The organism is Streptomyces sp. SAI-170 (assembly GCF_049739565.1).
In the GTDB taxonomy this organism is placed as follows: domain Bacteria; phylum Actinomycetota; class Actinomycetes; order Streptomycetales; family Streptomycetaceae; genus Streptomyces.
This window is the reverse complement of the sequence record NZ_JBMGQD010000001.1, coordinates 1,553,272-1,574,653: the sequence shown is the minus strand read 5'-3', so window position 1 is coordinate 1,574,653 and position 21,382 is coordinate 1,553,272. Positions and strand designations below refer to the sequence as shown.

Here is a 21,382-nt window from a genome sequence, read left to right as displayed (position 1 = left end):
GTCGGTCAGCAGGCGTCGCGCATCAGCTCCGCCAGGTCGCGGTCCAGGTCGACCACGAGGTGCTCGTTGCCCGCCGGCACCAGCTCGTCGGTCGCGGCCAGGAAGCGCCGCACCTCGGCCGAGTGCAGATGCACCACGGCGGTGCCCTCCGGGGCGCGGAACTCCAGTTCGGTGCGGTCGTAGCCGTACGGCCGCACGCGGACGTCGCCGTGCCCCTCGGCGCCCTCCAGGCCCGCCGCCAGCAGCTCGCGGGCGAAGGTCCAGCACACCTCCACCCCCTCCAGGGTGGCCTGGGCCGGGAAGGTCATATGGACGGCGAACGGGTCGCGGCGGTCGTAGTGCAGCGTCGCGGGGATGTGCTGCATCCGCGGCGCCGCGGCCACGAGACGGGCCTCGACGGGCTGCTCTATCACGGTGGACAAGGCCTTGCTCCCTTGCGACGGCGGGGACGGGCTTCCGGGTGGATGAGGCCGGTCACAGGAAGAGACGTAGGAACCGGCCGCGGCGTGCACAGGTATCTCCAGTGACCTCTGTCACCGTGTTCCATCACTGCGGCGACTCAGTCCTGCGTTCTGCCCGGCATGCCGGACGGGCCGCGGCCCTCTGGACGGGGCCCGGGCGGTCGGCTAGCTTCGCGCGCCATGAGGCGTATGGGGAGCACGCGAGGGACGGGACGAACGAGGCGCACAGCGAAGGCGGTGGCGGCGGCGCTGGCCTGCGGGGCGGCGCTGGCCGCGCTGACCGCCGTACCGGCGCAGGCGAAACAGCATGAGCGGGCGCCGCACTGGGCGCTGAAGGACACCGGCACCCCCGAGGTGCGCTTCCGGGGCCTGGCCGCCGTCAGCCGCCAGGTCGCCTGGGTGTCCGGCAGCGCCGGAACGGTCCTGCGCACCACCGACGGCGGCGCGAGCTGGCGGAACGTCTCACCTCCCGGCGCGGCCGAGCTGCAGTTCCGGGACATAGAGGCCTTCGACGCCCGGAGGGCGGTGGTGCTGGCCATCGGTGAGGGCGAGTCCTCCCGGGTGTACCGCACCGAGGACGGCGGGGCGACCTGGACGGAGTCCTTCCGCAACACCGACGCGCGGGCCTTCTACGACTGCCTCACCTTCTTCGACCACCGCCACGGCCTCGCCATGAGCGACCCGGTCGAGGGCAGGTTCCGCATCCTGGCCACCGGCGACGGCGGCCGCACCTGGCAGGTCCTGCCGGACGACGGCATGCCCGCGGCGCTGGAGGGGGAGGCCGGCTTCGCGGCGAGCGGCCAGTGCCTGGTCGCCTCCGGCCCCAAGGACGTGTGGCTGGCCACCGGCGGCGCCGCGCACGCGCGCGTGCTGCACTCCGCGGACCGCGGCCTGACCTGGACCGCCACCGACGCGCCGATCCCGGCCGGTGACCCCGCCCGCGGTGTCTTCGGCCTGGCCTTCCGTGACCGTACGCACGGACTGGCGGTCGGCGGCGACTACCGCCCCGACCAGGCCTCCCCGCAGGCCGCGGCCCGCACCCGCGACGGCGGGCGCACCTGGCAGCCGGCCGCGCGGCCCCCGGCCGCCTATCGCTCCGGCGTCGCCTGGCTCCCGCACAGCCGCACCGCCGCCCTCGCGGTCGGCCCCACCGGCACCGACCTGACCACCGACGCAGGCCGCACCTGGCGGACCGTCGACACCGGTTCGTACGACACGGTCGACTGCACCCCCGACCACGCCTGCTGGGCGTCCGGCGAGAAGGGGCGCGTGGCCCGTCTGGAGGACTGACCGCTCCCGCCGCGTGCCGTCACCGCGAAACGCGGGTACCCGGTGACGGCACGTGAAAGGAGTGAGTGCACATGCCACGCGGTTCCAGCCCCAAGCGGGAACGCCAGTACGAGCACATCAAGGAGAGCGCGGAGGAACGGGGAGAGAGCACATCCCGCGCCAAGGAGATCGCCGCGCGCACCGTGAACAAGGAACGCGCCCGCTCCGGCGAGTCGAAGACCGCGAGCCGCACCTCGACCCAGGACATGTCGTCGGGCAAGCGGGGCGGCCGGCGCTCCGGCAAGGGTTCCCAGGGACCCACCTACGACCAGCTGTACGAGGAGGCCAAGCGCCGCAACATCCATGGCCGTTCGGACATGAACAAGGCGCAGCTGCAGCGCGCGCTGGGCAAGTGAACCTCAGCGGGGTGTCTCGCGGTACCGCTCCAGACCGGGTGCCGTCTTCGTGGCGACGAACTCCGTGACGCGGTAGTCGCTCACCCCGGCGATCACGAACGGGTCGCTCGCGACGACCCGTTCGATCTCTGTCCGGTCCTCGGCGACAGCGATGATCACCCCGCCGTCACGAGGGTCCTTGCGCCCCGACGCCAGGAACCGCCCCTGTGCGTACTGCTCGTCGAGCCAGGCCACGTGCGCCGGCAGGACGGCGTCCACGGCCTCCAGCGGCACGATGTAGGTCAGTTCGAGGACAAACATGATCGCGAGCCTATCCCGGGTGACCGTACGCTCGTGCCCATCATGACGACGACCGTACGCATCCCCGCGGGCTGGCCCGCGACCGAGGAACAGGCCCGCGCGGTGCAGGACGAACTGCGCGGGCGAGTGGTCCTGGACGAGCCGGGCCCACCGCCCGGCACGGGCCGTGTCACCGGGGTCGACGTGGCCTACGACGACGAGCACGACCTCGTCGCGGCGGCTGCGGTCGTCCTGGACGCGGCGAGCCTGGACGTGGTGGCCGAGGCGACGGCCGTGGGCCGCGTCTCCTTCCCCTACGTCCCCGGCCTGCTCGCCTTCCGCGAGATCCCCACCGTCCGCGCCGCCCTCGACGCCCTGCCGTGCCCGCCCGGCGTCGTCGTCTGCGACGGCTACGGTCTCGCCCACCCCCGCCGCTTCGGCCTGGCCAGCCACCTGGGCGTGCTGACCGGCCTCCCGACGATCGGCGTCGCGAAGAACCCGTTCACCTTCACCCACGACGACCTCGCCGATCCGCGCGGCTCCACCGCGGCCCTCCTGGCCGGCGACGAGGAGGTCGGCCGCGCGCTGCGCACCCGCGACGGGGTCAAGCCGGTGTACGTCTCCGTGGGCCACCGCGTCTCCCTCGACAACGCCTGCGCCCACGTCCTGCACCTCACCCCGCGCTACCGCCTCCCGGAGACGACCCGCCACGCGGACGCGCTGTGCCGACAGGCGCTGCGGGGGGCAGCGGGGGGTGATCCTCCGCCGGGGGAGTGACACCTACGTAGGTATCCCACCCCCCGGCCTGAGTACGCGTACGGATATCCGGCTGCCTCTCTCGCCCGGGAGGCTGGCCGCATGCCTACGCACCGTGCCTCCAAGCCCGTGGCCACTGCGACCCAGCCCGTCGAGCGGGCCGTGACGGCCGCACTGGTCCTCGCCGCGCTCGCGGCCCTCGCCTGGATCGGCGGGATGATCTACACGCTCGCGCAGTGGCCCCTCTAGACGCGCCTCAGCGGCGTGCCGCCACCCGGAAGGTGATGCCCGCGCGGGTCAGCCGGTCGATGAGCGCGTCGCCCATCGCCACGGCGGTCGTGACCTGTCCGGCCGTCGGGGGCAGATCGTCGAGGGCCAGGGAGAGTGCCGCCTCGGCGAACATCTTGGCCGTCTCGCCGTAGCCGGGGTCGCCGCCGGCGACCTCGGTGTACACGCGCCGCCCGCCGCCCTCGCCGACGAACCGTACGGAGAACCAGCTCCTGGCCCGCTTCTCGGCGCTCGGCCCCTCGCCGGGCTGGAGCCGGCCGGACAGCCAGTGGCGCGCGGCCGGGACCTGGGCGGCCGCGAACAGCGCGCCGACCGCCGCGACCCCGCCCAGCGCGACCGGCAGATGCCGTACGGCCGCGTAGTGGCGGTAGCGGAAGTCGGGGCCGTAGCGCTCCAGCGCCTTGGCCGAACGGCCCACGATCTGCGGGTCGATGGTCGGCAGGGGCAGGGCCCACGCGCCGACCTCGGCGGCGTAGCGGGGCGCGCCGGTGGGCGTCGTCGCCCGGCGGCCCATCAGCCGCGGCTCGTGCCGCCGCCGGTCCCGGGCGGCCGCGATCATCTGCCGTCCGCGCGCGAACTGCCCCAGCGCGGAGGCGAAGGTGCCGCCCGAGAAGGTCGCGTCGGCGGTGACATAGCCGTCCACGGTGAGCGGCACGCCCTCCGGCAGTTGCCGGACGGTGAAGTACGCGCCCAGGTCGTGCGGTACGGAGTCGAAGCCGCAGGCGTGCACCAGACGGGCGCCCGTCTCCCGCGCGCGGGCGTCGTGCCGGACGTACATCAGGTCGACGAACTCCGGCTCACCGGTGAGGTCCAGATAGTCCGTGCCCGCGTCGGCGCAGGCGGCGACCAGTTCCTCGCCGTAGCGCACGTACGGGCCCACGGTCGAGGCCACCACGCGCGCGTGCCGGGCGAGATCGCGCACGGAGTCCGGGTCGGCCACGTCGGCGCGCAGCACCCCCACCCCGGGCAGGCTCTGCCGCAGCCGGTCCAGCTTCGCCTCGTCGCGGCCGGCGATCGCCCAGCGCAGCCCCTCGGGCGCGTGGGCCGCCAGGTACTCGGCGGTGAGCCTGCCGACGAAGCCGGTGGCTCCGAAGAGCACGATGTCGTACGGACGGTCGGTTCCGTTCAGCCTGCTCATGACACCCCTCGATCCCGCGGCCCGCGCCGTTGTCGGTGGCTGAGGCTAGCGTGAGGAGTGCGGAGCCCGACGACGAGCCCGGAGGTGTGCGGTGGCGGTGGCCCGAAGTGCCCTGAAGAAGTGGGAGAAAGTGCGCCAGTTCGCCCTCGGGCTGCCCGACGCGGCGGAGGACTTCCCGTGGGGCGAGACCGTCGTCAAGGTGAACAAGAAGGTGTTCGTCTTCCTCGGGGTCACCGACGGCAGTCACCCGCTGGGCGTCACCGTGAAGCTCAAGGGTGAGACCGCGCACGCGCACGCCCTCAGCGCCCCGGGCGCCGAGCCCGCCGGGTACGGCCTCGGCAGAGCGGGCTGGGTCACTGTCCCGCTGGAGGGGACCGGCTCCCCGAGCGCGGACCTGCTGTGCGACTGGGTGGAGGACAGCTACCGCGCGGTGGCGCCCAAGCGGCTGACGGCCGAGCTCGACGCCCGCTGAACGGCGCCCCGGTCGCTGTCGGGTCCGCCCCCGTCGCCGTAGATTGTCTAAGCGCTTGCTCTTCCACCTCTTGCCGGAAGTGGAACGCGTTCTTAGCATCACTGGTGTTACATCAGAAGTGTCACAAGCGGCTGGGGGCCGGGATGGCGACGGCGAGGACGTCAGGGCAGGGCCCGCTGACAGGTGTGCGCGTGGTGGAGCTGGCCGGGATCGGCCCGGGTCCTTTCGCCGCGATGCTGCTGGCCGACCTCGGCGCGGACGTGGTGCGCGTGGACCGGCCCGGCGGCCCGGGGCTCGGCATCGACCCGGCCTACGACATCACCAACCGCAACAAGCGCTCGGTGGTCGTCGACCTGAAGTCCGCCGACGGGCCCGCGCGCGTGCTCGACCTCGTCGCGCGCGCCGACGTGCTGATCGAGGGCTACCGCCCCGGTGTCGCCGAACGCCTCGGGGTCGGCCCGGCTGACTGCCACGCCCGCAACCCCGCCCTCGTCTACGGCCGGATGACCGGCTGGGGCCAGGAGGGCCCCCTCGCCCAGCGCGCCGGCCACGACATCGGCTACATCGCCGTCACCGGCACCCTCGGCATGATCGGCGCCCCCGACGGGCCCCCGGCCGTCCCCGCCAACCTCGTCGGCGACTACGCGGGCGGCTCCCTCTACCTGGTGGTCGGTGTCCTCGCCGCCCTGCACCACGCCCGCGCCACCGGCGCCGGCCAGGTCGTCGACGCGGCCATCGTCGACGGCGCCGCCCACCTCGCCTCGATGATCCACGGCATGCTCGCCGCCGGCGGCTGGCAGGACCGGCGCGGCGCCAACCTGCTGGACGGCGGCTGCCCGTACTACGGCACGTACGAGACCTCCGACGGCCGGTACATGGCCGTCGGCGCCCTGGAGGGGCAGTTCTACGACGAGTTCCTGCACCTGCTCGGCATCCCCGAACTCGCCCCGGCCCGAGCCGACTTCACCCGCTGGGGCGAACTGCGCGAGGCGATCGCGGCCCGCTTCCGCACCCGTACGAGGGACGAGTGGACGGCCGTCTTCGAGGGCTCCGACGCGTGCGTGGCGCCGGTGCTGTCGCTGCGCGAGGCCCCGCACCACCCGCACCTGGCCGCCCGCGGCACCTTCACCGACCACGGCGGCCTCACCCAGCCGGCCCCCGCGCCCCGCTTCTCCGCCACCCCCACCGCCGTCCGCGGCGGCCCCGCCCTGCCCGGCGCCGACACCGACGACGTGGCCCGCGACTGGGACGTACCGCGACTCCTCGACACCCCCGAAACCCTCGTCGAAAGGCCTCTTCCGTGAGCACCGAAGCGTATGTGTACGACGCGATCCGCACCCCGCGCGGGCGCGGCAAGGCGAACGGCTCCCTGCACGGGACCAAGCCGGTCGACCTGGTCGTCGGGCTCATCCATGAGATCCGTGCCCGCTTCCCCGGCCTCGACCCGGCCGCGATCGACGACGTCGTGCTCGGCGTGGTCGGCCCGGTCGGCGACCAGGGCTCCGACATCGCCCGGATCGCGGCGATCGCGGCCGGACTGCCGGACACGGTCGCGGGCGTGCAGGAGAACCGCTTCTGTGCCTCCGGCCTTGAGGCGGTCAACCTCGCCGCGGCGAAGGTCCGTTCGGGCTGGGAGGACCTGGTCCTCGCGGGCGGCGTGGAGTCCATGTCGCGGGTGCCGATGGCCTCCGACGGCGGCGCCTGGTTCAACGACCCGATGACCAACCTCGCCACCAACTTCGTGCCGCAGGGCATCGGTGCCGACCTCATCGCCACCATCGAGGGCTTCACCCGCCGGGACGTCGACGAGTACGCGGCCCTGTCGCAGGAGCGCGCCGCCACCGCCTGGAAGGACGGCCGCTTCGAGCGCTCGGTCGTGCCGGTGAAGGACCGCAGCGGCCTGCTCGTCCTCGACCACGACGAGCACATGCGCCCGGGCACCACCGCCGACTCCCTGGCCAAGCTCAAGCCGTCCTTCGCGGACATCGGCGAGCTGGGCGGGTTCGACGCGGTCGCGCTGCAGAAGTACCACTGGGTGGAGAAGATCGACCACGTCCACCACGCGGGCAACTCCTCCGGCATCGTCGACGGCGCCTCCCTCGTCGCCATCGGCTCGCGCGAGGTCGGCGAGCGCTACGGCCTCACCCCGCGCGCGCGGATCGTCTCCGCGGCCGTCTCCGGCTCCGAGCCCACCATCATGCTCACCGGCCCGGCGCCCGCGACCCGCAAGGCGCTCGCCAAGGCGGGCCTGACCATCGACGACATCGACCTGGTCGAGATCAACGAGGCGTTCGCCGCGGTCGTCCTGCGCTTCGTGAAGGACATGGGCCTCACGCTGGACAAGGTCAACGTCAACGGCGGCGCCATCGCCCTCGGTCATCCGCTGGGCGCCACCGGCGCGATGATCCTCGGCTCGCTGATCGACGAACTCGAGCGCCAGGACAAGCGCTACGGCCTCGCCACGCTGTGCGTCGGCGGCGGCATGGGCATCGCCACGATCGTCGAGCGCGTCTGACCCCCCTTCCCGACGGATCACCACGGAGCAACCTCCCCATGAGCACTCAGCCCACCACCATCCGCTGGGAGCAGGACCGCAGCGGCGTCGTCACCCTCGTCCTCGACGACCCGGACCAGTCCGCGAACACGATGAACGCCGCCTTCCGCGCCTCCCTCGCGACGGTCACCGACCGCCTGGAGGCCGAGAAGGACACCATTCGCGGCATCATCCTCACCTCCGCCAAGAAGACCTTCTTCGCGGGCGGCGACCTGCGCGACCTCATCCGGGTCACCCCCGAGACCGCCCAGGAGCTGTTCGAGGGCGGCCTGGAGATCAAGCGGCACCTGCGCCGCATCGAGACCCTCGGCAAGCCGGTCGTCGCCGCGATCAACGGCGCCGCGCTGGGCGGCGGTTACGAGCTCGCCCTCGCCTGCCACCACCGCATCGCCCTGGACACCCCCGGCACCAAGATCGGCTGCCCCGAGGTCACGCTCGGCCTGCTGCCCGGAGGCGGCGGTGTCGCCCGTACCGTACGGCTGCTGGGCATCACGGACGCCCTGCTGAAGGTGCTCCTCCAGGGGCAGCAGTACAACGCCCGGCGCGCCCAGGAGAACGGCCTGGTCCACGAGGTCGCCGAGACGCAGGAGGAGCTCCTCGCCAAGGCGCGCGCGTTCATCGAGGCCAACCCGGAGTCGCAGCAGCCCTGGGACGTCCCCGGCTACCGCATCCCCGGCGGCACCCCGGCCCACCCGAAGTTCGCCGCCAACCTGCCCGCCTTCCCGGCCAACCTGCGCAAGCAGACGAACGGCGCCCCCTACCCGGCCCCGCGCAACATCCTCGCTGCGGCCGTCGAGGGTGCCCAGGTCGACTTCGAGACCGCCCAGGTGATCGAGGCCCGCTACTTCGTGGAGCTGGCCGCCGGTCAGACCTCGAAGAACATGATCCAGGCGTTCTTCTTCGACCTCCAGGCCGTCAACTCCGGCGCCAACCGCCCCCAGGGCATCGCGCTGCGCCAGGTCCGCAAGGTCGCCGTCCTCGGCGCCGGCATGATGGGTGCGGGCATCGCCTACTCGTGCGCCCGCGCGGGCATCGACGTCGTCCTGAAGGACGTCTCCCTCGAAGCCGCCGTCAAGGGCAAGGGCTACTCGGAGAACCTGTGCGCCAAGGCCGTCTCCCGGGGCCGCACCACCCAGGAGAAGGCGGACGCCCTGCTCGCCCGCATCACGCCCACCGCCGAGGCCGCCGACCTCGCCGGCTGCGACGCCGTCATCGAGGCCGTCTTCGAGGACACCTCCCTCAAGCACAAGGTGTTCCAGGAGATCCAGCACGTCGTCGCCCCCGACGCGCTGCTGTGCTCCAACACCTCCACCCTGCCCATCACCGCCCTCGCCGAGGGCGTCGAGCGCCAGGCCGACTTCATCGGACTGCACTTCTTCTCGCCGGTCGACAAGATGCCGCTGGTCGAGATCATCAAGGGCGAGCGGACCGGCGACGAGGCCCTCGCCCGCGCCTTCGACCTGGTCCGGCAGATCAACAAGACGCCGATCGTCGTCAACGACTCGCGCGGCTTCTTCACCTCCCGTGTCATCGGCCACTTCATCAACGAAGGTGTCGCCATGGTCGGCGAGGGCATCGAGCCCGCCTCCGTGGAGCAGGCGGCCGCGCAGGCGGGATATCCGGCCAAGGTCCTCTCCCTCATGGACGAGTTGACGCTCACGCTCCCGCGCAAGATCCGCAACGAGACGCGGCGCGCTGTCGAGGAGGCGGGCGGCACCTGGCAGGAGCACCCGGCCGAGGCGGTCATCGACCGCATGGTCGACGAGTTCGGCCGCACCGGCCGCAGCGGCGGCGCCGGCTTCTACGACTACGACGAGACCGGCAAGCGCGCGGGCCTGTGGCCGGGCCTGCGCGAGCACTTCACGCGCGAGGGCGCACGGATCCCCTTCGAGGACATGCAGGAACGCATGCTGTTCTCCGAGGCCCTGGACACCGTCCGGTTGATCGAGGAGGGCGTGCTGACCTCGGTCGCCGACGCCAACATCGGCTCGATCTTCGGCATCGGCTTCCCCGGCTGGACGGGCGGTGTGCTCCAGTACATCAACGGCTACGAAGGAGGCCTGCCCGGCTTCGTGGCCCGCGCGCGTGAACTCGCCGAGCGCTACGGCGACCGGTTCGACCCGCCGGCGCTGCTGATCGAGAAGGCCGAGAACGGAGAGACCTTCACCGACGCACGCTGACACGCCCGTTGATCCACCGCGGCCCCGGCACTCCCGCCGGGGCCGTTGTGCATCAACTGCGTAATAGGGCTGGAACAGGACGGTACGCCCTCTTGCCGCGAACCGGGCGAGGCTCAACTCTTGGGCCACACTCCATTGCGCGCCCAGGGGGGCCGTCATGTCGTACCAGCGCCCTGCCATGCGAAGACTTCTCGCCGTCTCCGCCTCCTGCGTCCTGGGCCCGGCCGCCGTGCTGGCGGCCGCCCCCACCGCCTCCGCCGAACCGACAACTCCCGTCACCTACCCGGCGGGCGCGACCGCGACCCGCCACTCCGGACTCGCCTTCGACACCTGCACGGCCCCGCCGCTCAGCTCGATCCGCGCCTGGAACGCCTCGCCGTACCGCGCCGTCGGCGTCTATGTCTCCGGCGTCAACCGCACCTGCTCGCAGCCCGAGTTGACCGCCTCCTGGGTGGCGTCGGTGTCCCAGCTGAGGTGGCGCCTGCTGCCCATCCACAAGGGCCTCCAGCCGCCCTGCGGCGCCCGCCCCTCCGACGCCAAGATCAGCAGAACCCTGTCGACCGCACGCTCCCAGGGCACCGCCGCCGCCACCCAGGCGATCAGCGCCGCCAAGGCCCTCGGCATGCTGCCCGGCAGCGCGCTCTACAACGACATCGAGCACTACGACCAGACCGACACCGGCTGCCGCAACGCCGTCCTGACCTACCTCTCCGCCTGGACCAAGGAGTTGCACCACGTCGGCTGGGTCTCCGGCGTCTACATGAACCTCAACCTCGGCGCCAAGCAGCTCTCCGACGCCTACACCTCCACCACCTACGCCCGCCCCGACGCCCTGTGGATCGCCCGCTACGACGGGCTCGACTCGCTCAAGGGCTGGGCGAACATCGCCGACTCCAAATGGGCCCGGCACCAGCGCGTCAAGCAGTACCGGGGCAGCCACGACGAGACGTACGGCGGGGTGAAGCTCAACATCGACAACGACCGGCTCGACGCGCCCGTCGCCACGGTGGCGTACTCCTACAAGGTGACCAGCACGACCCCGCTCAACGCCCGCACCGGACCCGGCACCGGCTACCCCGTCGCCTCGACCTACGCCCCCGGCGCCACCCTCAGGGTCGTCTGCCAGACCCCCGGCACCAAGGTCGGCACCACCTCGGTGTGGAACAAGCTCAGCAACGGCCGGTACGTCACCGACCACTACGTCAGCACCCCGTCCAGCACCGGCTACAGCGCCCCGCTGCCCCGCTGCACCTACCCCTACCAGGCGACCGCCGCCGGCGGACTCACCGAGCGCAGCGGCCCCGGCAACGGATACGCGGCCGTCGGCACACTCCCCAACGGGGGCCTGGCCTGGATCACTTGCCAGCGCCCCGGCACCACGGTCGGCACGACCGCGGTGTGGAACCGCCTCGACAACGGCCACTACGTCAGCGACCGGTACGTGGCCACGCCCAGCTCCACCTCGTACAGCAGGCCCATCCCGCGCTGCTGACAGCAGGGTTCACGCGCAAGGGTCCGTGAGCCACGCGCGCAGCTCTTCCCGCAGGGAACGCTGAAACGTCGTCAGCAGCGCCTCGACGACCAGCGGATGCATGTGCGCGGAGAGCGACTTCACCTCCTGCGGGGCGCGTTCGGCCACCGCCTCCCGCAGCAGCCGCGACAGGTCGGCCGCCGCCGCCCGCGAGTGCTCGATGAGAGCCGTGCGGGCGGCGAGCAGCGTCTCCTGCGACAGCGGTACGTCGAGCAGCTCGACCCCGAGCCGCAGCAGGCCGGTGTCCACCCGGAAGCGGCCGTCGTCCTCGCGGGCGATCACATCCATCGCCGCCAGCCGCTCCACGTCCTCGTCGGCGAGCGGCCGCCCGGCCAGCCGCGCCAGCTCCTCGCGCGTCACCGACTCCACGGCCTCCGGTGCCCAGGACGCCACGACGGCCCGGTGGATGGCGAGGTCGTGCGCGCTGAGCCCGGGCGGCAGCGCGCGCAGATGACGCTCGATGGCCGCCAGCGTCATGCCCTGCCGCTGAAGCTCCTCGATGAGAGCCAGCCGGGCCAGGTGCTCCGGGCCGTAGTGGCCGACGCGGCGCGCGCCGATCACCGGGGGCGGCAGCAGGCCCTTGGTGCCGTAGAAGCGCACGGTGCGGACCGTGACGCCCGCACGGGCGGCCAGCTCGTCGACCGTGAGGCTCGGCTCCCCGGTGCCCGTCTCCGTGTCCGTCGTCATGCTCAGCAGTATCGCTGTGACACCAGTGGTGTGACACCCATGGCTGTCATTCCCGTCTCCGCCTGTGAGATGTAACGCTCTGTGACGTGGCTCACCGTATGCGATGCGAAGGCTGTGGGAAGGTGCTGCCTTGGTCTGTGCCGTGAATCCATGGTGCGGGCCATGTCATGCAAGGCCGCTCGGCGTAACCCGCCTGGGCGCACCAGAGAGTGGAAACACCCGTGAGCAAGGACGCCGTGGACACGGCACAGGTCGCCGCCCACCCCCAGGCGACGTCTCAGGCGCCCGCCGACGCGGGCGACGCCGGTTACAGCAAGGGTCTCAAGCACCGCCACGTCAACATGATCGCGATCGGTGGCGCCATCGGCACCGGTCTCTTCCTCGGCGCCGGCGGCCGGCTGCACAACGCGGGCCCGGCGCTCGCGCTCGCCTACCTCGTGTGCGGCGTCTTCGCCTTCTTCGTGGTCCGGGCGCTGGGTGAGCTGGTCCTGTACCGGCCGTCGTCCGGCTCCTTCGTGTCGTACGCGCGCGAGTTCCTCGGCGAGAAGGGCGCGTACGTCGCCGGCTGGATGTACTTCCTGAACTGGTCGACGACCGGTATCGCCGACATCACCGCGATCGCGCTGTACACCCACTACTGGAGCGCGTTCACCAGCATCCCGCAGTGGGTGCTGGCCCTGATCGCGCTGGCGGTGGTCCTCGCGATCAACCTCATCTCGGTGAAGATCTTCGGCGAGATGGAGTTCTGGTTCGCGATCGTCAAGGTCGCCACCCTCGTGGCCTTCATGCTCGTCGGCATCTTCCTGCTGGCCACGCAGCACGAGGTCGGCGGCCAGACGCCCGGCCTGCACGTGATCACCGACAACGGCGGCGTCTTCCCGCACGGCCTCATGCCCGTCGTCCTCGTCATGCAGGGCGTGATCTTCGCGTACGCCGCCCTGGAGCTGGTCGGCGTCGCCGCCGGCGAGACCGCCGAGCCGGAGAAGGTCGTCCCGCGCGCGGTGAACTCGATCATGTGGCGCGTGGGCGTGTTCTACGTCGGCTCGGTCGTCCTGCTGGCCCTGCTGCTGCCCGGCTCGGTCTACTCGGCCGACCAGAGCCCGTTCGTGACGGTTCTGTCGAAGATCGGCGTGGAGGGTGCGGGCGACGTGATGAACCTGGTGGTCCTCACGGCCGCCATGTCGTCCCTGAACTCCGGCCTCTACTCCACCGGCCGCATCCTGCGCTCGATGGCGATGGCGGGCTCCGCCCCGAAGTTCACCGCCCGCATGAACCGCAGCCAGGTCCCCTACGGCGGCATCCTGCTCACCTGCGCGGTGTGCGTCCTCGGCGTCGGCCTGAACTTCCTCATGCCGAGCCAGGCCTTCGAGATCGTGCTGAACCTCGCCTCCCTCGGCATCATCAGCACCTGGGTGATCATCATGATCTGCCACCTGATCTTCGTCCGCCGCGCCAAGGCCGGCGAGGTCACCCGGCCCCACTTCCGCCTCCCCGGCAGCCCGGTCACCGAGATCGCGACCGTCGCCTTCCTCCTCGTCTGCCTCGGCATGATGTGGAACGACCCCGAGGTCGGCCGCAAGACCCTCTTCGCCATCCCCGTCATCGCCGCCATGCTGGTCGCCGGCTGGTACGCCATTCGCCGCCGCGCCGCCAAGACGGAGGCCCAGGAGCTGACGGAGCTCACGAAGTAGCAGCTCAGCGGCCACTGTCAGTGGCATCGCCTACGGTGGCGTCATGTCGGAGATCGTTTACGTCCGAGGTGACGCCACCGTTCCGTCGGTGAAAGGCGCGAAGGTCATCGCCCATGTCTGCAACGACATCGGGGGCTGGGGCAAGGGATTCGTCCTCGCGCTGTCGCGCCGCTGGCCGCAGCCGGAGGCCGCGTACCGCGCCTGGCACCGCGAGCGCGCGAGGAACGACTTCGGGCTCGGCGCGGTCCAGCTCGTCCAGGTCGGGCCCCACGTCTGGGTGGCCAACATGATCGGGCAGCGCGGCATACGGACCGGCAGCAAAGGCGTACCCGTCCGCTACGAGGCCATCGACGCCGCCCTGGACCGGCTGGCCGGGCCGGCGAGCGAGCTCGGCGCCTCCGTGCACATGCCGCGCATAGGCTGCGGCCTCGCCGGAGGCAAGTGGTCCCGCGTCGAGCCGCTGATCGAGGAGCGGCTGGTGCGGCGGGGGATCGCGGTCACGGTGTACGACCATGAAGGCTGACCGGGAGGCGGGTGAAGCATGGAACTGATTCCCCTGGAGATCGGTCCGCTCAATCCCCAGGTGCTGGAGATGGCGGTCGCCCTGGTGCTGTTCGCCGGCTGCTACGCGGTCCTGGCCCGGCTGCTGCGCCGGATGAACGATGTGCTCGACATCCGCGAGCAGGCCATGGACGGCGTCGACCGCCAGGCCCGGGAGGCGTACGAGGCGGCCGAGGCCGTCCGCGACAGCGCCCTCGCCATGATCGCCGAGGCCCGGCACGACGCCGCCCGGATCCGTCAGCAGGCCCGGGAGGAGGGCGCGGCCCTCATCGCCGACGCCCGCGCCGAGGGCATACGCGAACGCGACGCCCTGCTGGCCGAGTCCGCGGCCCGCATCGAGACCGACCGCGCCACGGCGAAGGCCGAACTGCGCCCGTATGCCTCGGCGTTGGCGGAGGAACTGGCGACCCGTGTCCTCGGCGAACCCCTCGCGCCGGCGCCCCGCACGGCAGCGGCGGAGACACGCTGACCCCACGAGCGAGCCGTTACGCTGCCGACGGGGTCGCAGATCACCAGGAGGGGCCGGACATGAACCGCAGCATCGACGTCCTCGTACTCGGCGGGGCGGGCGTCGACACGATCATCCACGTGCCGCAGCTGCCGCTCCCGTACGCCGACAGCTACATGATCGAGGACGGCATCAGGGCCCGCGCCGGACAGACCGGCGACTTCGTCGCCCTGGGGCTGAGCAGCCTCGGCCTGCGCACCCACCACCTCGACATGCTCGGCGACGACCCCGAGGGCGACCTCGTGCGCGCCCTGCACCGGGACAAGGGCATCGCACTGACCGCCGTACCGCAGCCCGCCGGCACCAAACGCGCGGTGAACCTCGTCGGACCCGACGGCCGCCGACTGTCCCTGTACGACAGCAGCCGCGGCCACGCCGACGACCGGATCCCCGAGGACGTCCTGCGCCCCCTGGCCGAGGCCAGCCGCCATGTGCACGTGTCCATCACCCAGCCGTGCGCGCACACCCTGCCACTGCTGCGCGAGTCCGGCGCGACGATCTCCACCGATCTGCACAACTGGGACGGCGAGAACCGGTACCACGAGCCCTTCGCGCACGCCGCGGACGTCGTCTTCCTCTCCGCCACCGCCCTCACCGACCCCGAGGCCGTCATGCGCGGCATCGCCGAGCGCGGCCGCGCCGAGGTGGTCGTCGCCACGGACGGCGCGGACGGCTCCTACCTGCTGGCCGGCGGCGAACTGACCCACGTCCCCGCGGTGCCGCCGCCCGCACCGGTGGTGGACTCCAACGGCGCGGGAGACGCCTACGCCGCCGCCTTCCTCTACGGCCGCCTCACCGGCGAACCCCCGCACCGCTGCGCGCTGTACGGCGCGGTCGCGGGGGCGTACGCCTGTACGGTGCCGGCGACCCGGGCGGCCGCGATCCCGGAGGCGGAACTCCTCGCCCGCGTCGGCGAGCTGGAGTCCCTGCCTCTGGGCTAGGACCCGCTCAGTGCTGGTGCTCGTGCACGTCGTTCGTCGAGGCGATCTTCTTCCACGACTTCGGCTGTACGGGCACACCGGCCGACGGAAGTGCCGGCGCGATGGACGCGGTGCGCGCCGCGGGGGCCGCGGGCTTCTCCGGCTGGAACAGCCAGGTGTCGAACAGCGCGTCGAGCTGCTGCCCGGACACCTGCTCGGCGTACGCCACGAAGTCCGCGACGGTCGCGTTGCCGTACGCGTACCGCTGCGGCCAGCCCTTGAGGATCGCGAAGAACGCCTCGTCGCCGATCTCGTTGCGCAGCGCCTGCAGAGCCAGCGCGCCCCGGTCGTAGACGGCGATGTGGAACTGGTTCTCCGGCCCCGGATCGCCCGGCTTCACCGTCCAGAACGGGTCGTCCGCGCCGCGCGAGGCGTACACGTAGTCGGCGATCTCCTGCGCCGTGCCCTCGCCCTCGTGCTCGGACCACAGCCACTGCGCGTACCGCGCGAAGCCCTCGTTGATCCAGATGTCCTTCCAGCCGGCGACCGACACCAGGTCGCCGTACCACTGGTGGGCCAGCTCGTGCACCACCACGGAAGTGTTCGAGCCGTTCGCGAACTGCCGCGGGCTGTAGAAGGGCCGGGTCTGCGTCTCCAGCGCGTAGCCGGTGTTGGTGTTCGGCACGTACCCGCCGAGCGCGTTGTAGGGGTACGGACCGAAGTACTCGGTCAGCCAGTCGGCGATCTCGCCCGACCGCTCCACGCTCGCCCGCGCGGCCCCGTAGTTGTCGCCGAGGTCCTTGCTGTAGGCGTTGACGACGGGGATGCCGCTGTCGGTCGTGCCCGTGGTGATGTCGAACTTCCCGACCGCGAGCGTGGCCAGATAGGTGGCCTGCGGCTTGTTGGAGCGCCAGTTCCAGCGGGTCCAGCCGAGCCGCGAACTCGTCGACTGCAGGCGGCCGTTGGAGATGGCCTGGGTGCCGTCCGGCACCAGCACCGACACGTCGTAGGTGGCCTTGTCCAGCGGGTGGTCGTTGCTCGGGAACCACCACCAGGCGGCCTCGGGCTCGTTCGCCCCGACACCGCCGTCCGGGGTGCGGTGCCAGCTGGTGAAGCCGTACGCCTGCTTCTGCGAGGGCACGCCGTGGTAGCGGACCACCACGGTGACGTCCGTGCCTTTGGGCAGCGGCGTCCGCGGCGTGATCTCCAGCTCGTGCTCGCCCGAGGTCCTGAAGGACGCCTTGCTGCCGTTGACCCGCACTTCGCCGACGTCCAGCAGAAAGTCCAGATCGAACCGCGACAGGTCCTGCGTGGTGCGCGCCAGCAGGGTCGCGGTCCCCTCCAGCTCGTCCGTCGCCGGCTGGTACTTCAGCCGCAGGTCGTAGTGGGAGACGTCGTATCCGCCGTTGCCGTAGGCCGGGTAGTAGGGGTCGCCGATGCCCGGTGCGCCGGGGGAGAAGCCCGCGGCCGATGCCGGGATCGCCAGCAGTACGGTGGCCGCCGCCAGTGCGCCCGGCGCGATGATTCTGCGGTGCACGAAAGCTCCAAGTCGTAGGGGCCCGAAGTCCGTTCGACCCTATTCAGTCCCGCTGCCCCCGAGCGTGTCCATGACCCCTGCTGTCACACGAACGCCATGCACTCGAAACAGGCCACCGGTCGCGCCGCGGGTTTTCCAGGACTGTGACCTGGAGGTGCCCTTGCCGGGGGGCCGTCACCTGGGGTGTGGGGGCTGCGGATGTCTTACGTGGGCGGGAGTGTCGACCTGGAGCGGTCCATTGGTGCGGGCTGGGTGCTGACCTGGGCCGGTCCGCTGATGAGGCCCTGAGCGCCGACCAGGATCGGGCTCGCCGACGGGGTTGCGTTCGCCGACGGGTTGGGGTGGTCGATGCAGACGGTGCTGTCGTCCGGGCCGGTTCGCCGACGGGGGCCGAGTGCCGACGAGGATCGGTCCGCCGACGGGGTCGGAGCGCCGACCAGGATCGGGTCCGCTGACGGGGTTTTGGGAGCGCCGACGGGGTTGGGGTCGTCGATGTTGACGGGAGTGTCGACCGAGGCCGGTCCGCCGACGGGGCCGAAGGGCCGACCAGCATCCGCCCGCCGACCGGCATCGGCCCGCCGAGGGGCCAGCCCGCAGTCGGTGGCCGGAGCGCCGACCATGGCTGGTCGGCCGACCGCCGTCGGCCTGTCGACGTGGCGGGATCGCCGATGGGGACCGGGGTGTCGACCAGGGGCGGTTCGCCGGACCGGGGCCCGGGTGCCGACCAGGATCGGTCCGCCGACGGCGGCCGAGTGCCGATCAGCATCGGCCCGCCGAGGGGCCCGCCCGCCGACGGGGGCCGGAGCACTGACGGGGGCCGGAACGCCCACCATGGCCGGCCTGCCGACCGCCGTCGGTCTGTGGGCGAGGCGGGTGCGCCGACTGGCATCGGCCCGCCGCGAGGGCCGGAGCGCTCACCAGGGCCGCCCGCCGACGCCGTCGGTCTGTCGACGAGGCGGGTACGCCGACCGGTATCGGTCCGCCGACGGGGGCCGGAGCCCCGACCAAGGCCGGCTCCCGACCAGCAGCGGCCCGTCGCCGAGGCGGGAGTGTCAACCAGGATGCGCCCGTCGGCGGGCCCCCTCGTGCCGACTAGGATCGGCGTCCTGATGACTGCCACTCTCGTCGCGAAGAATCTTGCCGCCGGACACGGTGACCGCTCGCTGTTCAGCGGCCTCGACCTGGTCGTCGCTCCCGGCGACGTGATCGGTCTGGTCGGGGCGAACGGCGCCGGGAAGTCCACTCTGCTGCGGCTGCTCGCCGGGCTCGCCGTACCCGAGCAGGGGGAGATCCGGCTCTCTCCGCCCACCGCCACCGTCGGCCACCTCCCGCAGGAGCCGGAGCGCAGGGCCGGGGAGACGGTCCGGGCGTTCCTGGCCCGCCGCACAGGTGTGGCGGAGGCTCAGCGGGTCATGGACGAGGCCACCCAGGGGCTCGTCGACGGCACGCCCGGGGCCGATGACGCCTACGCGGTGAGTCTGGACCGCTGGCTCGGCCTCGGCGGTGCCGACCTGGACGAACGTGCCGAGGAGGTCGCGGACTCCCTGGGCCTCGCCGTCGACCTGGAGCAGCCGATGACGTCCCTGTCGGGCGGCCAGGCGGCACGGGCCGGCCTCGCCTCGCTCCTGCTGTCCCGCTACGACGTCTTCCTGCTGGACGAGCCCACCAACGACCTCGACCTGGACGGCCTGGAGCGCCTGGAGCGCTTCGTCGGCGGCCTGCGCGCCGGCACCGTCGTCGTCAGCCACGACCGCGAGTTCCTCACCCGCACGGTCACCAAGGTCCTCGAACTCGACCTCGCCCAGCAGCAGATCACCCTCTACGGCGGTGGCTACGAGGCCTACCTGGAGGAGCGGGACACCGCCCGCCGGCACGCCCGCGAGGACTACGAGGAGTACGCCGACAAAAGGGCCGCCCTCCAGGACCGGGCGCAGATGCAGCGCTCCTGGATGGACAAGGGCGTCAAGAACGCCCGGCGCAAGGCGGCGGGCGACAACGACAAGATCGGCCGCAAGTTCCGCAGCGAGGCCAGCGAGAAGCAGGCCGCGAAGGCCCGCCAGACCCAGCGCATGATCGAACGCCTGGAGACGGTCGAGGAGCCCCGCAAGGAGTGGGAGCTGCGCATGGAGATCGCGTCGGCCCCCCGCTCGGGCGCGGTAGTCGCGACCCTGCGGGACGCGGAGGTCCGCCGCGGCGACTTCACCTTCGGCCCGGTCTCCCTGCAGATCGACTGGGCCGACCGGGTCGCGGTGACCGGCGCGAACGGCGCGGGCAAGTCCACCCTGCTCGGCGCGCTGCTCGGCCGTGTCCCCCTCGACGCCGGGCACGCCGCCCTCGGCTCCGGCGTCCTCGTCGGCGAGGTCGACCAGGCCCGCAAGCTGTTCCACGGCACCGAGGCCCTGCTGGACGCGTTCTGCGCCGCGGTCCCCGACACCGAGCCCGTCGAGGTCCGCACCCTGCTGGCCAAGTTCGGCCTGAAGTCGGACCACGTCCTGCGCCCGGCCGCCACCCTGTCACCGGGCGAACGCACCCGGGCCGCTCTCGCCCTGCTCCAGGGCAAGGGCGTCAACCTCCTCGTCCTCGACGAGCCGACGAACCACCTCGACCTGCCGGCCATCGAACAACTGGAGTCGGCCCTCGACGCCTACGAGGGCACGCTCCTGCTGGTCACCCACGACCGCCGCATGCTCGACGCCGTGCACGTCACCCGCCGCCTGGAGGTCGCCGACGGCAAGGTGACCGAACGCTAGGCCCCGCGAACTCAGGCCTTGCCCTTCAGCAGCGCACACACGAAGTCCTCCTGGACCGCGCGCAACCGCTGCAGCAGCTCGGGCGTCTGCGCCTGGTTGATCTGGCTGGTGACGGAGAAGGTCAGGGAGCGGCGTCCGTCGGGCGTGGCCGCGATCAGCTGGGTGTAGCCCGCCGTGTTGCCGGTGTGCCCCAGCACGACCCCACAGCGGGTCGTGTAGCGGAACAGCGCCAGGCCGGCGTCGTTGCGCCCCGGCCCGGCGGGCTCGGACGCGCCGCCCGGGATCCAGCGCCGCTGCTCGCGGACGACGTCGGGCCCGTACAGCCTGCCGCCCACATAGCCCCGTACGAAGCGGGTCATGTCGGTGGGCGTGGACACGATCCCGCCGGAGGCCCACACGCCGGACATGCCGATGAGCTCGCTGACGTCCTCCGGGGGCTCGGTCGGGCTCACCGCATAGCCGTGCAGATACGGCTCCGGCATCTCGTACCCCTGCGGCAGGCTGGTCTGCCGCAGGGCCAGCGGGCGGTACACCAGCTCCTCCAGCAGCCGCTCGTACGGTGTTCCGGTGACGGCCTCGGCCATCAGGGCGACGGCGATGTTGTCGGAGTTGGAGTACTGGTAGCGGCTGCCCGGCGGGAACAGCAGGGTCTGCCCGGCGAAGTCCAGCAGCCGGCGCGAGTCGAAGTCGTGGTGCGGGTCGGCCCGCAGGATCGCGATGAACTCGGGGCTGCGTGAGTAGTCGGGCAGCCCGCTGGTGTGGTTGAGCAGCTGCCGCAGCGTCACCGCGTGCCACGCCTCCGGCAGCCTCGGGAGCCGCTCGCCGATGGTGTCGCCGAGGTGCAGGTCGCCCGACTGGACGAGGGACAGGGCGACGGCGCCGCTGAACGCCTTCGCCGTGCTGGCGATGCGCATGTGGTCGTGCGGGCGGGGTGTCCGGCCCGTCTCCACATCCGCGACCCCGGCCCGGACGACCCGGCTGTGCTTCTCGTCCTGGAGCACCGCGATCGCCCCGGGCGGGCCTCCCGGAGTCCGCACCAGCTCCTCCAGCCGCCGCTGCAACCCGGCGCCGTCGCGCGGCGGTTCGGGATGCCCGGCCGCCGTCGCCGGGCCGGGGGACAGCAGAGCGAGACAGAGCGCGATCAGGGACGCGGCAGCAGTCGGGGCAGGACGAGGGGGCATCGATCACTCCTGAACGGCGACAGTACGGCGACGACGGGGAATCCAGCCTCACCCCGTCCCGCCCACGACGCCCTCCGCAACTGCTGCACTCGGCCCAACGGAGCCGCACGGCCCGGCTCCGACGGCCGGACCAGCCCCAACGGAGCCCGCACGGTCCGGCGCCGATGGCCGGACCAGCCGCGACGGAGCCCGCGCGGTCCGGC

20 protein-coding genes are annotated in these 21,382 nt (G+C 72.3%); 14 read left to right on the top strand and 6 right to left on the bottom strand.

Annotated elements, in window-relative coordinates; all coding sequences use genetic code 11:
- Positions 1-5: 5 nt before the first annotated feature.
- The gene (locus RKD23_RS07235) at positions 6-422 is read right to left on the bottom strand and encodes an SsgA family sporulation/cell division regulator (RefSeq protein WP_424852888.1); all 417 of its coding nucleotides are present in this window, start codon (positions 420-422) and stop codon (positions 6-8) included.
- 228 nt (positions 423-650) lie between these two features.
- Between RKD23_RS07235 and RKD23_RS07230 the strand changes: the two genes are divergently transcribed.
- Both RKD23_RS07230 and RKD23_RS07225 read left to right on the top strand, forming a co-directional pair.
- A complete protein-coding gene (locus RKD23_RS07230) occupies positions 651-1,751 on the top strand; it encodes a WD40/YVTN/BNR-like repeat-containing protein (RefSeq protein ID WP_424852887.1) in 1,101 nt (366 codons plus the stop codon).
- Between the two features lie 71 nt (positions 1,752-1,822).
- A complete protein-coding gene (locus RKD23_RS07225; RefSeq protein WP_424852886.1) occupies positions 1,823-2,146 on the top strand; it encodes a plasmid stabilization protein in 324 nt (107 codons plus the stop codon).
- Positions 2,147-2,149: 3 nt separating this feature from the next.
- Here RKD23_RS07225 and RKD23_RS07220 read toward each other — a convergent pair whose 3' ends face one another.
- Positions 2,150-2,446: a YciI family protein gene (locus RKD23_RS07220; RefSeq protein WP_424852885.1), complete on the bottom strand. Its 297-nt coding sequence runs from the start codon at positions 2,444-2,446 to the stop codon at positions 2,150-2,152.
- Positions 2,447-2,488: 42 nt separating this feature from the next.
- Here RKD23_RS07220 and RKD23_RS07215 point away from each other — a divergent pair, with 42 nt between their 5' ends.
- Positions 2,489-3,202: an endonuclease V gene (locus RKD23_RS07215; protein WP_424852884.1), complete on the top strand. Its 714-nt coding sequence runs from the start codon at positions 2,489-2,491 to the stop codon at positions 3,200-3,202.
- An 81-nt stretch (positions 3,203-3,283) separates the two neighbouring features.
- On the top strand, positions 3,284-3,430 hold the full coding sequence (gene mmpA, locus RKD23_RS07210) for a morphogenic membrane protein MmpA (protein WP_424852883.1): 147 nt from the start codon (positions 3,284-3,286) through the stop codon (positions 3,428-3,430).
- Between the two features lie 7 nt (positions 3,431-3,437).
- Here mmpA and RKD23_RS07205 read toward each other — a convergent pair whose 3' ends face one another.
- Complete coding sequence (locus RKD23_RS07205; RefSeq protein ID WP_424852882.1) at positions 3,438-4,607, bottom strand: saccharopine dehydrogenase family protein; 1,170 nt, start codon at positions 4,605-4,607, stop codon at positions 3,438-3,440.
- 91 nt (positions 4,608-4,698) lie between these two features.
- Here RKD23_RS07205 and RKD23_RS07200 point away from each other — a divergent pair, with 91 nt between their 5' ends.
- From RKD23_RS07200 to RKD23_RS07180, 5 genes are all read left to right on the top strand, one after another.
- The gene (locus RKD23_RS07200; protein WP_424852881.1) at positions 4,699-5,079 is read left to right on the top strand and encodes an MmcQ/YjbR family DNA-binding protein; all 381 of its coding nucleotides are present in this window, start codon (positions 4,699-4,701) and stop codon (positions 5,077-5,079) included.
- Positions 5,080-5,222: 143 nt separating this feature from the next.
- The gene (locus RKD23_RS07195) at positions 5,223-6,383 is read left to right on the top strand and encodes a CaiB/BaiF CoA transferase family protein (RefSeq protein WP_424852880.1); all 1,161 of its coding nucleotides are present in this window, start codon (positions 5,223-5,225) and stop codon (positions 6,381-6,383) included.
- A complete protein-coding gene (locus RKD23_RS07190; RefSeq protein ID WP_404031956.1) occupies positions 6,380-7,594 on the top strand; it encodes an acetyl-CoA C-acetyltransferase in 1,215 nt (404 codons plus the stop codon). Before RKD23_RS07195 ends, RKD23_RS07190 begins: the two co-directional genes overlap by 4 nt.
- A gap of 38 nt (positions 7,595-7,632) precedes the next feature.
- Positions 7,633-9,813 carry a 3-hydroxyacyl-CoA dehydrogenase NAD-binding domain-containing protein gene (locus RKD23_RS07185; RefSeq protein WP_424852879.1) on the top strand — a complete coding sequence of 727 codons (2,181 nt, stop codon included), beginning with the start codon at positions 7,633-7,635 and terminating at the stop codon, positions 9,811-9,813.
- 178 nt (positions 9,814-9,991) lie between these two features.
- Entirely contained in the window at positions 9,992-11,305 is a 1,314-nt protein-coding gene (locus RKD23_RS07180) for a glycoside hydrolase domain-containing protein (RefSeq protein WP_424852878.1), read from the top strand.
- Between the two features lie 9 nt (positions 11,306-11,314).
- Here RKD23_RS07180 and RKD23_RS07175 read toward each other — a convergent pair whose 3' ends face one another.
- Positions 11,315-12,031 (bottom strand): MerR family transcriptional regulator, encoded by a 717-nt coding sequence (locus RKD23_RS07175; RefSeq protein ID WP_424852877.1) that lies wholly within the window; start codon positions 12,029-12,031, stop codon positions 11,315-11,317.
- A 221-nt stretch (positions 12,032-12,252) separates the two neighbouring features.
- On the opposite strand from RKD23_RS07175, the gene RKD23_RS07170 reads away from it, so the two are divergent.
- From RKD23_RS07170 to RKD23_RS07155, 4 genes are read left to right on the top strand one after another with little or no spacing between them, the layout of a single operon-like run.
- Positions 12,253-13,722 carry an amino acid permease gene (locus RKD23_RS07170; RefSeq protein WP_404031945.1) on the top strand — a complete coding sequence of 490 codons (1,470 nt, stop codon included), beginning with the start codon at positions 12,253-12,255 and terminating at the stop codon, positions 13,720-13,722.
- A 43-nt stretch (positions 13,723-13,765) separates the two neighbouring features.
- A complete protein-coding gene (locus RKD23_RS07165) occupies positions 13,766-14,245 on the top strand; it encodes a macro domain-containing protein (RefSeq protein WP_424852876.1) in 480 nt (159 codons plus the stop codon).
- Between the two features lie 18 nt (positions 14,246-14,263).
- Positions 14,264-14,752 (top strand): hypothetical protein, encoded by a 489-nt coding sequence (locus tag RKD23_RS07160; protein ID WP_424852875.1) that lies wholly within the window; start codon positions 14,264-14,266, stop codon positions 14,750-14,752.
- Between the two features lie 59 nt (positions 14,753-14,811).
- Positions 14,812-15,732 carry an adenosine kinase gene (locus RKD23_RS07155; RefSeq protein WP_424852874.1) on the top strand — a complete coding sequence of 307 codons (921 nt, stop codon included), beginning with the start codon at positions 14,812-14,814 and terminating at the stop codon, positions 15,730-15,732.
- Positions 15,733-15,739: 7 nt separating this feature from the next.
- On the opposite strand, the gene RKD23_RS07150 is transcribed toward RKD23_RS07155, so the two are convergent.
- A complete protein-coding gene (locus RKD23_RS07150) occupies positions 15,740-17,248 on the bottom strand; it encodes a M1 family metallopeptidase (RefSeq protein WP_424852873.1) in 1,509 nt (502 codons plus the stop codon).
- Positions 17,249-18,357: 1,109 nt separating this feature from the next.
- Between RKD23_RS07150 and RKD23_RS07145 the strand changes: the two genes are divergently transcribed.
- The gene (locus tag RKD23_RS07145; protein ID WP_424852872.1) at positions 18,358-19,998 is read left to right on the top strand and encodes an ABC-F family ATP-binding cassette domain-containing protein; all 1,641 of its coding nucleotides are present in this window, start codon (positions 18,358-18,360) and stop codon (positions 19,996-19,998) included.
- 11 nt (positions 19,999-20,009) lie between these two features.
- Here the strand turns inward: RKD23_RS07145 and RKD23_RS07140 are convergent, their stop codons facing one another.
- The gene (locus tag RKD23_RS07140) at positions 20,010-21,179 is read right to left on the bottom strand and encodes a serine hydrolase domain-containing protein (protein ID WP_424852871.1); all 1,170 of its coding nucleotides are present in this window, start codon (positions 21,177-21,179) and stop codon (positions 20,010-20,012) included.
- Positions 21,180-21,382: the final 203 nt, after the last annotated feature.

Bases quoted from the DNA above. Each gene is read 5' to 3' on its own strand.
- RKD23_RS07205 (WP_424852882.1), bottom strand. From the start codon at position 4,607: ATGAGCAGGCTGAACGGAACCGACCGTCCGTACGACATCGTGCTCTTC.
- RKD23_RS07185 (WP_424852879.1), top strand. From the start codon at position 7,633: ATGAGCACTCAGCCCACCACCATCCGCTGGGAGCAGGACCGCAGCGGC.
- RKD23_RS07180 (WP_424852878.1), top strand. From the start codon at position 9,992: ATGCGAAGACTTCTCGCCGTCTCCGCCTCCTGCGTCCTGGGCCCGGCC.
- RKD23_RS07160 (WP_424852875.1), top strand. From the start codon at position 14,264: ATGGAACTGATTCCCCTGGAGATCGGTCCGCTCAATCCCCAGGTGCTG.
- RKD23_RS07195 (WP_424852880.1), top strand. From the start codon at position 5,223: ATGGCGACGGCGAGGACGTCAGGGCAGGGCCCGCTGACAGGTGTGCGC.
- RKD23_RS07225 (WP_424852886.1), top strand. From the start codon at position 1,823: ATGCCACGCGGTTCCAGCCCCAAGCGGGAACGCCAGTACGAGCACATC.
- RKD23_RS07220 (WP_424852885.1), bottom strand. From the start codon at position 2,446: ATGTTTGTCCTCGAACTGACCTACATCGTGCCGCTGGAGGCCGTGGAC.
- RKD23_RS07230 (WP_424852887.1), top strand. From the start codon at position 651: ATGGGGAGCACGCGAGGGACGGGACGAACGAGGCGCACAGCGAAGGCG.
- RKD23_RS07155 (WP_424852874.1), top strand. From the start codon at position 14,812: ATGAACCGCAGCATCGACGTCCTCGTACTCGGCGGGGCGGGCGTCGAC.
- RKD23_RS07215 (WP_424852884.1), top strand. From the start codon at position 2,489: ATGACGACGACCGTACGCATCCCCGCGGGCTGGCCCGCGACCGAGGAA.
- mmpA (WP_424852883.1), top strand. From the start codon at position 3,284: ATGCCTACGCACCGTGCCTCCAAGCCCGTGGCCACTGCGACCCAGCCC.
- RKD23_RS07175 (WP_424852877.1), bottom strand. From the start codon at position 12,031: ATGACGACGGACACGGAGACGGGCACCGGGGAGCCGAGCCTCACGGTC.
- RKD23_RS07165 (WP_424852876.1), top strand. From the start codon at position 13,766: ATGTCGGAGATCGTTTACGTCCGAGGTGACGCCACCGTTCCGTCGGTG.
- RKD23_RS07145 (WP_424852872.1), top strand. From the start codon at position 18,358: ATGACTGCCACTCTCGTCGCGAAGAATCTTGCCGCCGGACACGGTGAC.
- RKD23_RS07140 (WP_424852871.1), bottom strand. From the start codon at position 21,179: ATGCCCCCTCGTCCTGCCCCGACTGCTGCCGCGTCCCTGATCGCGCTC.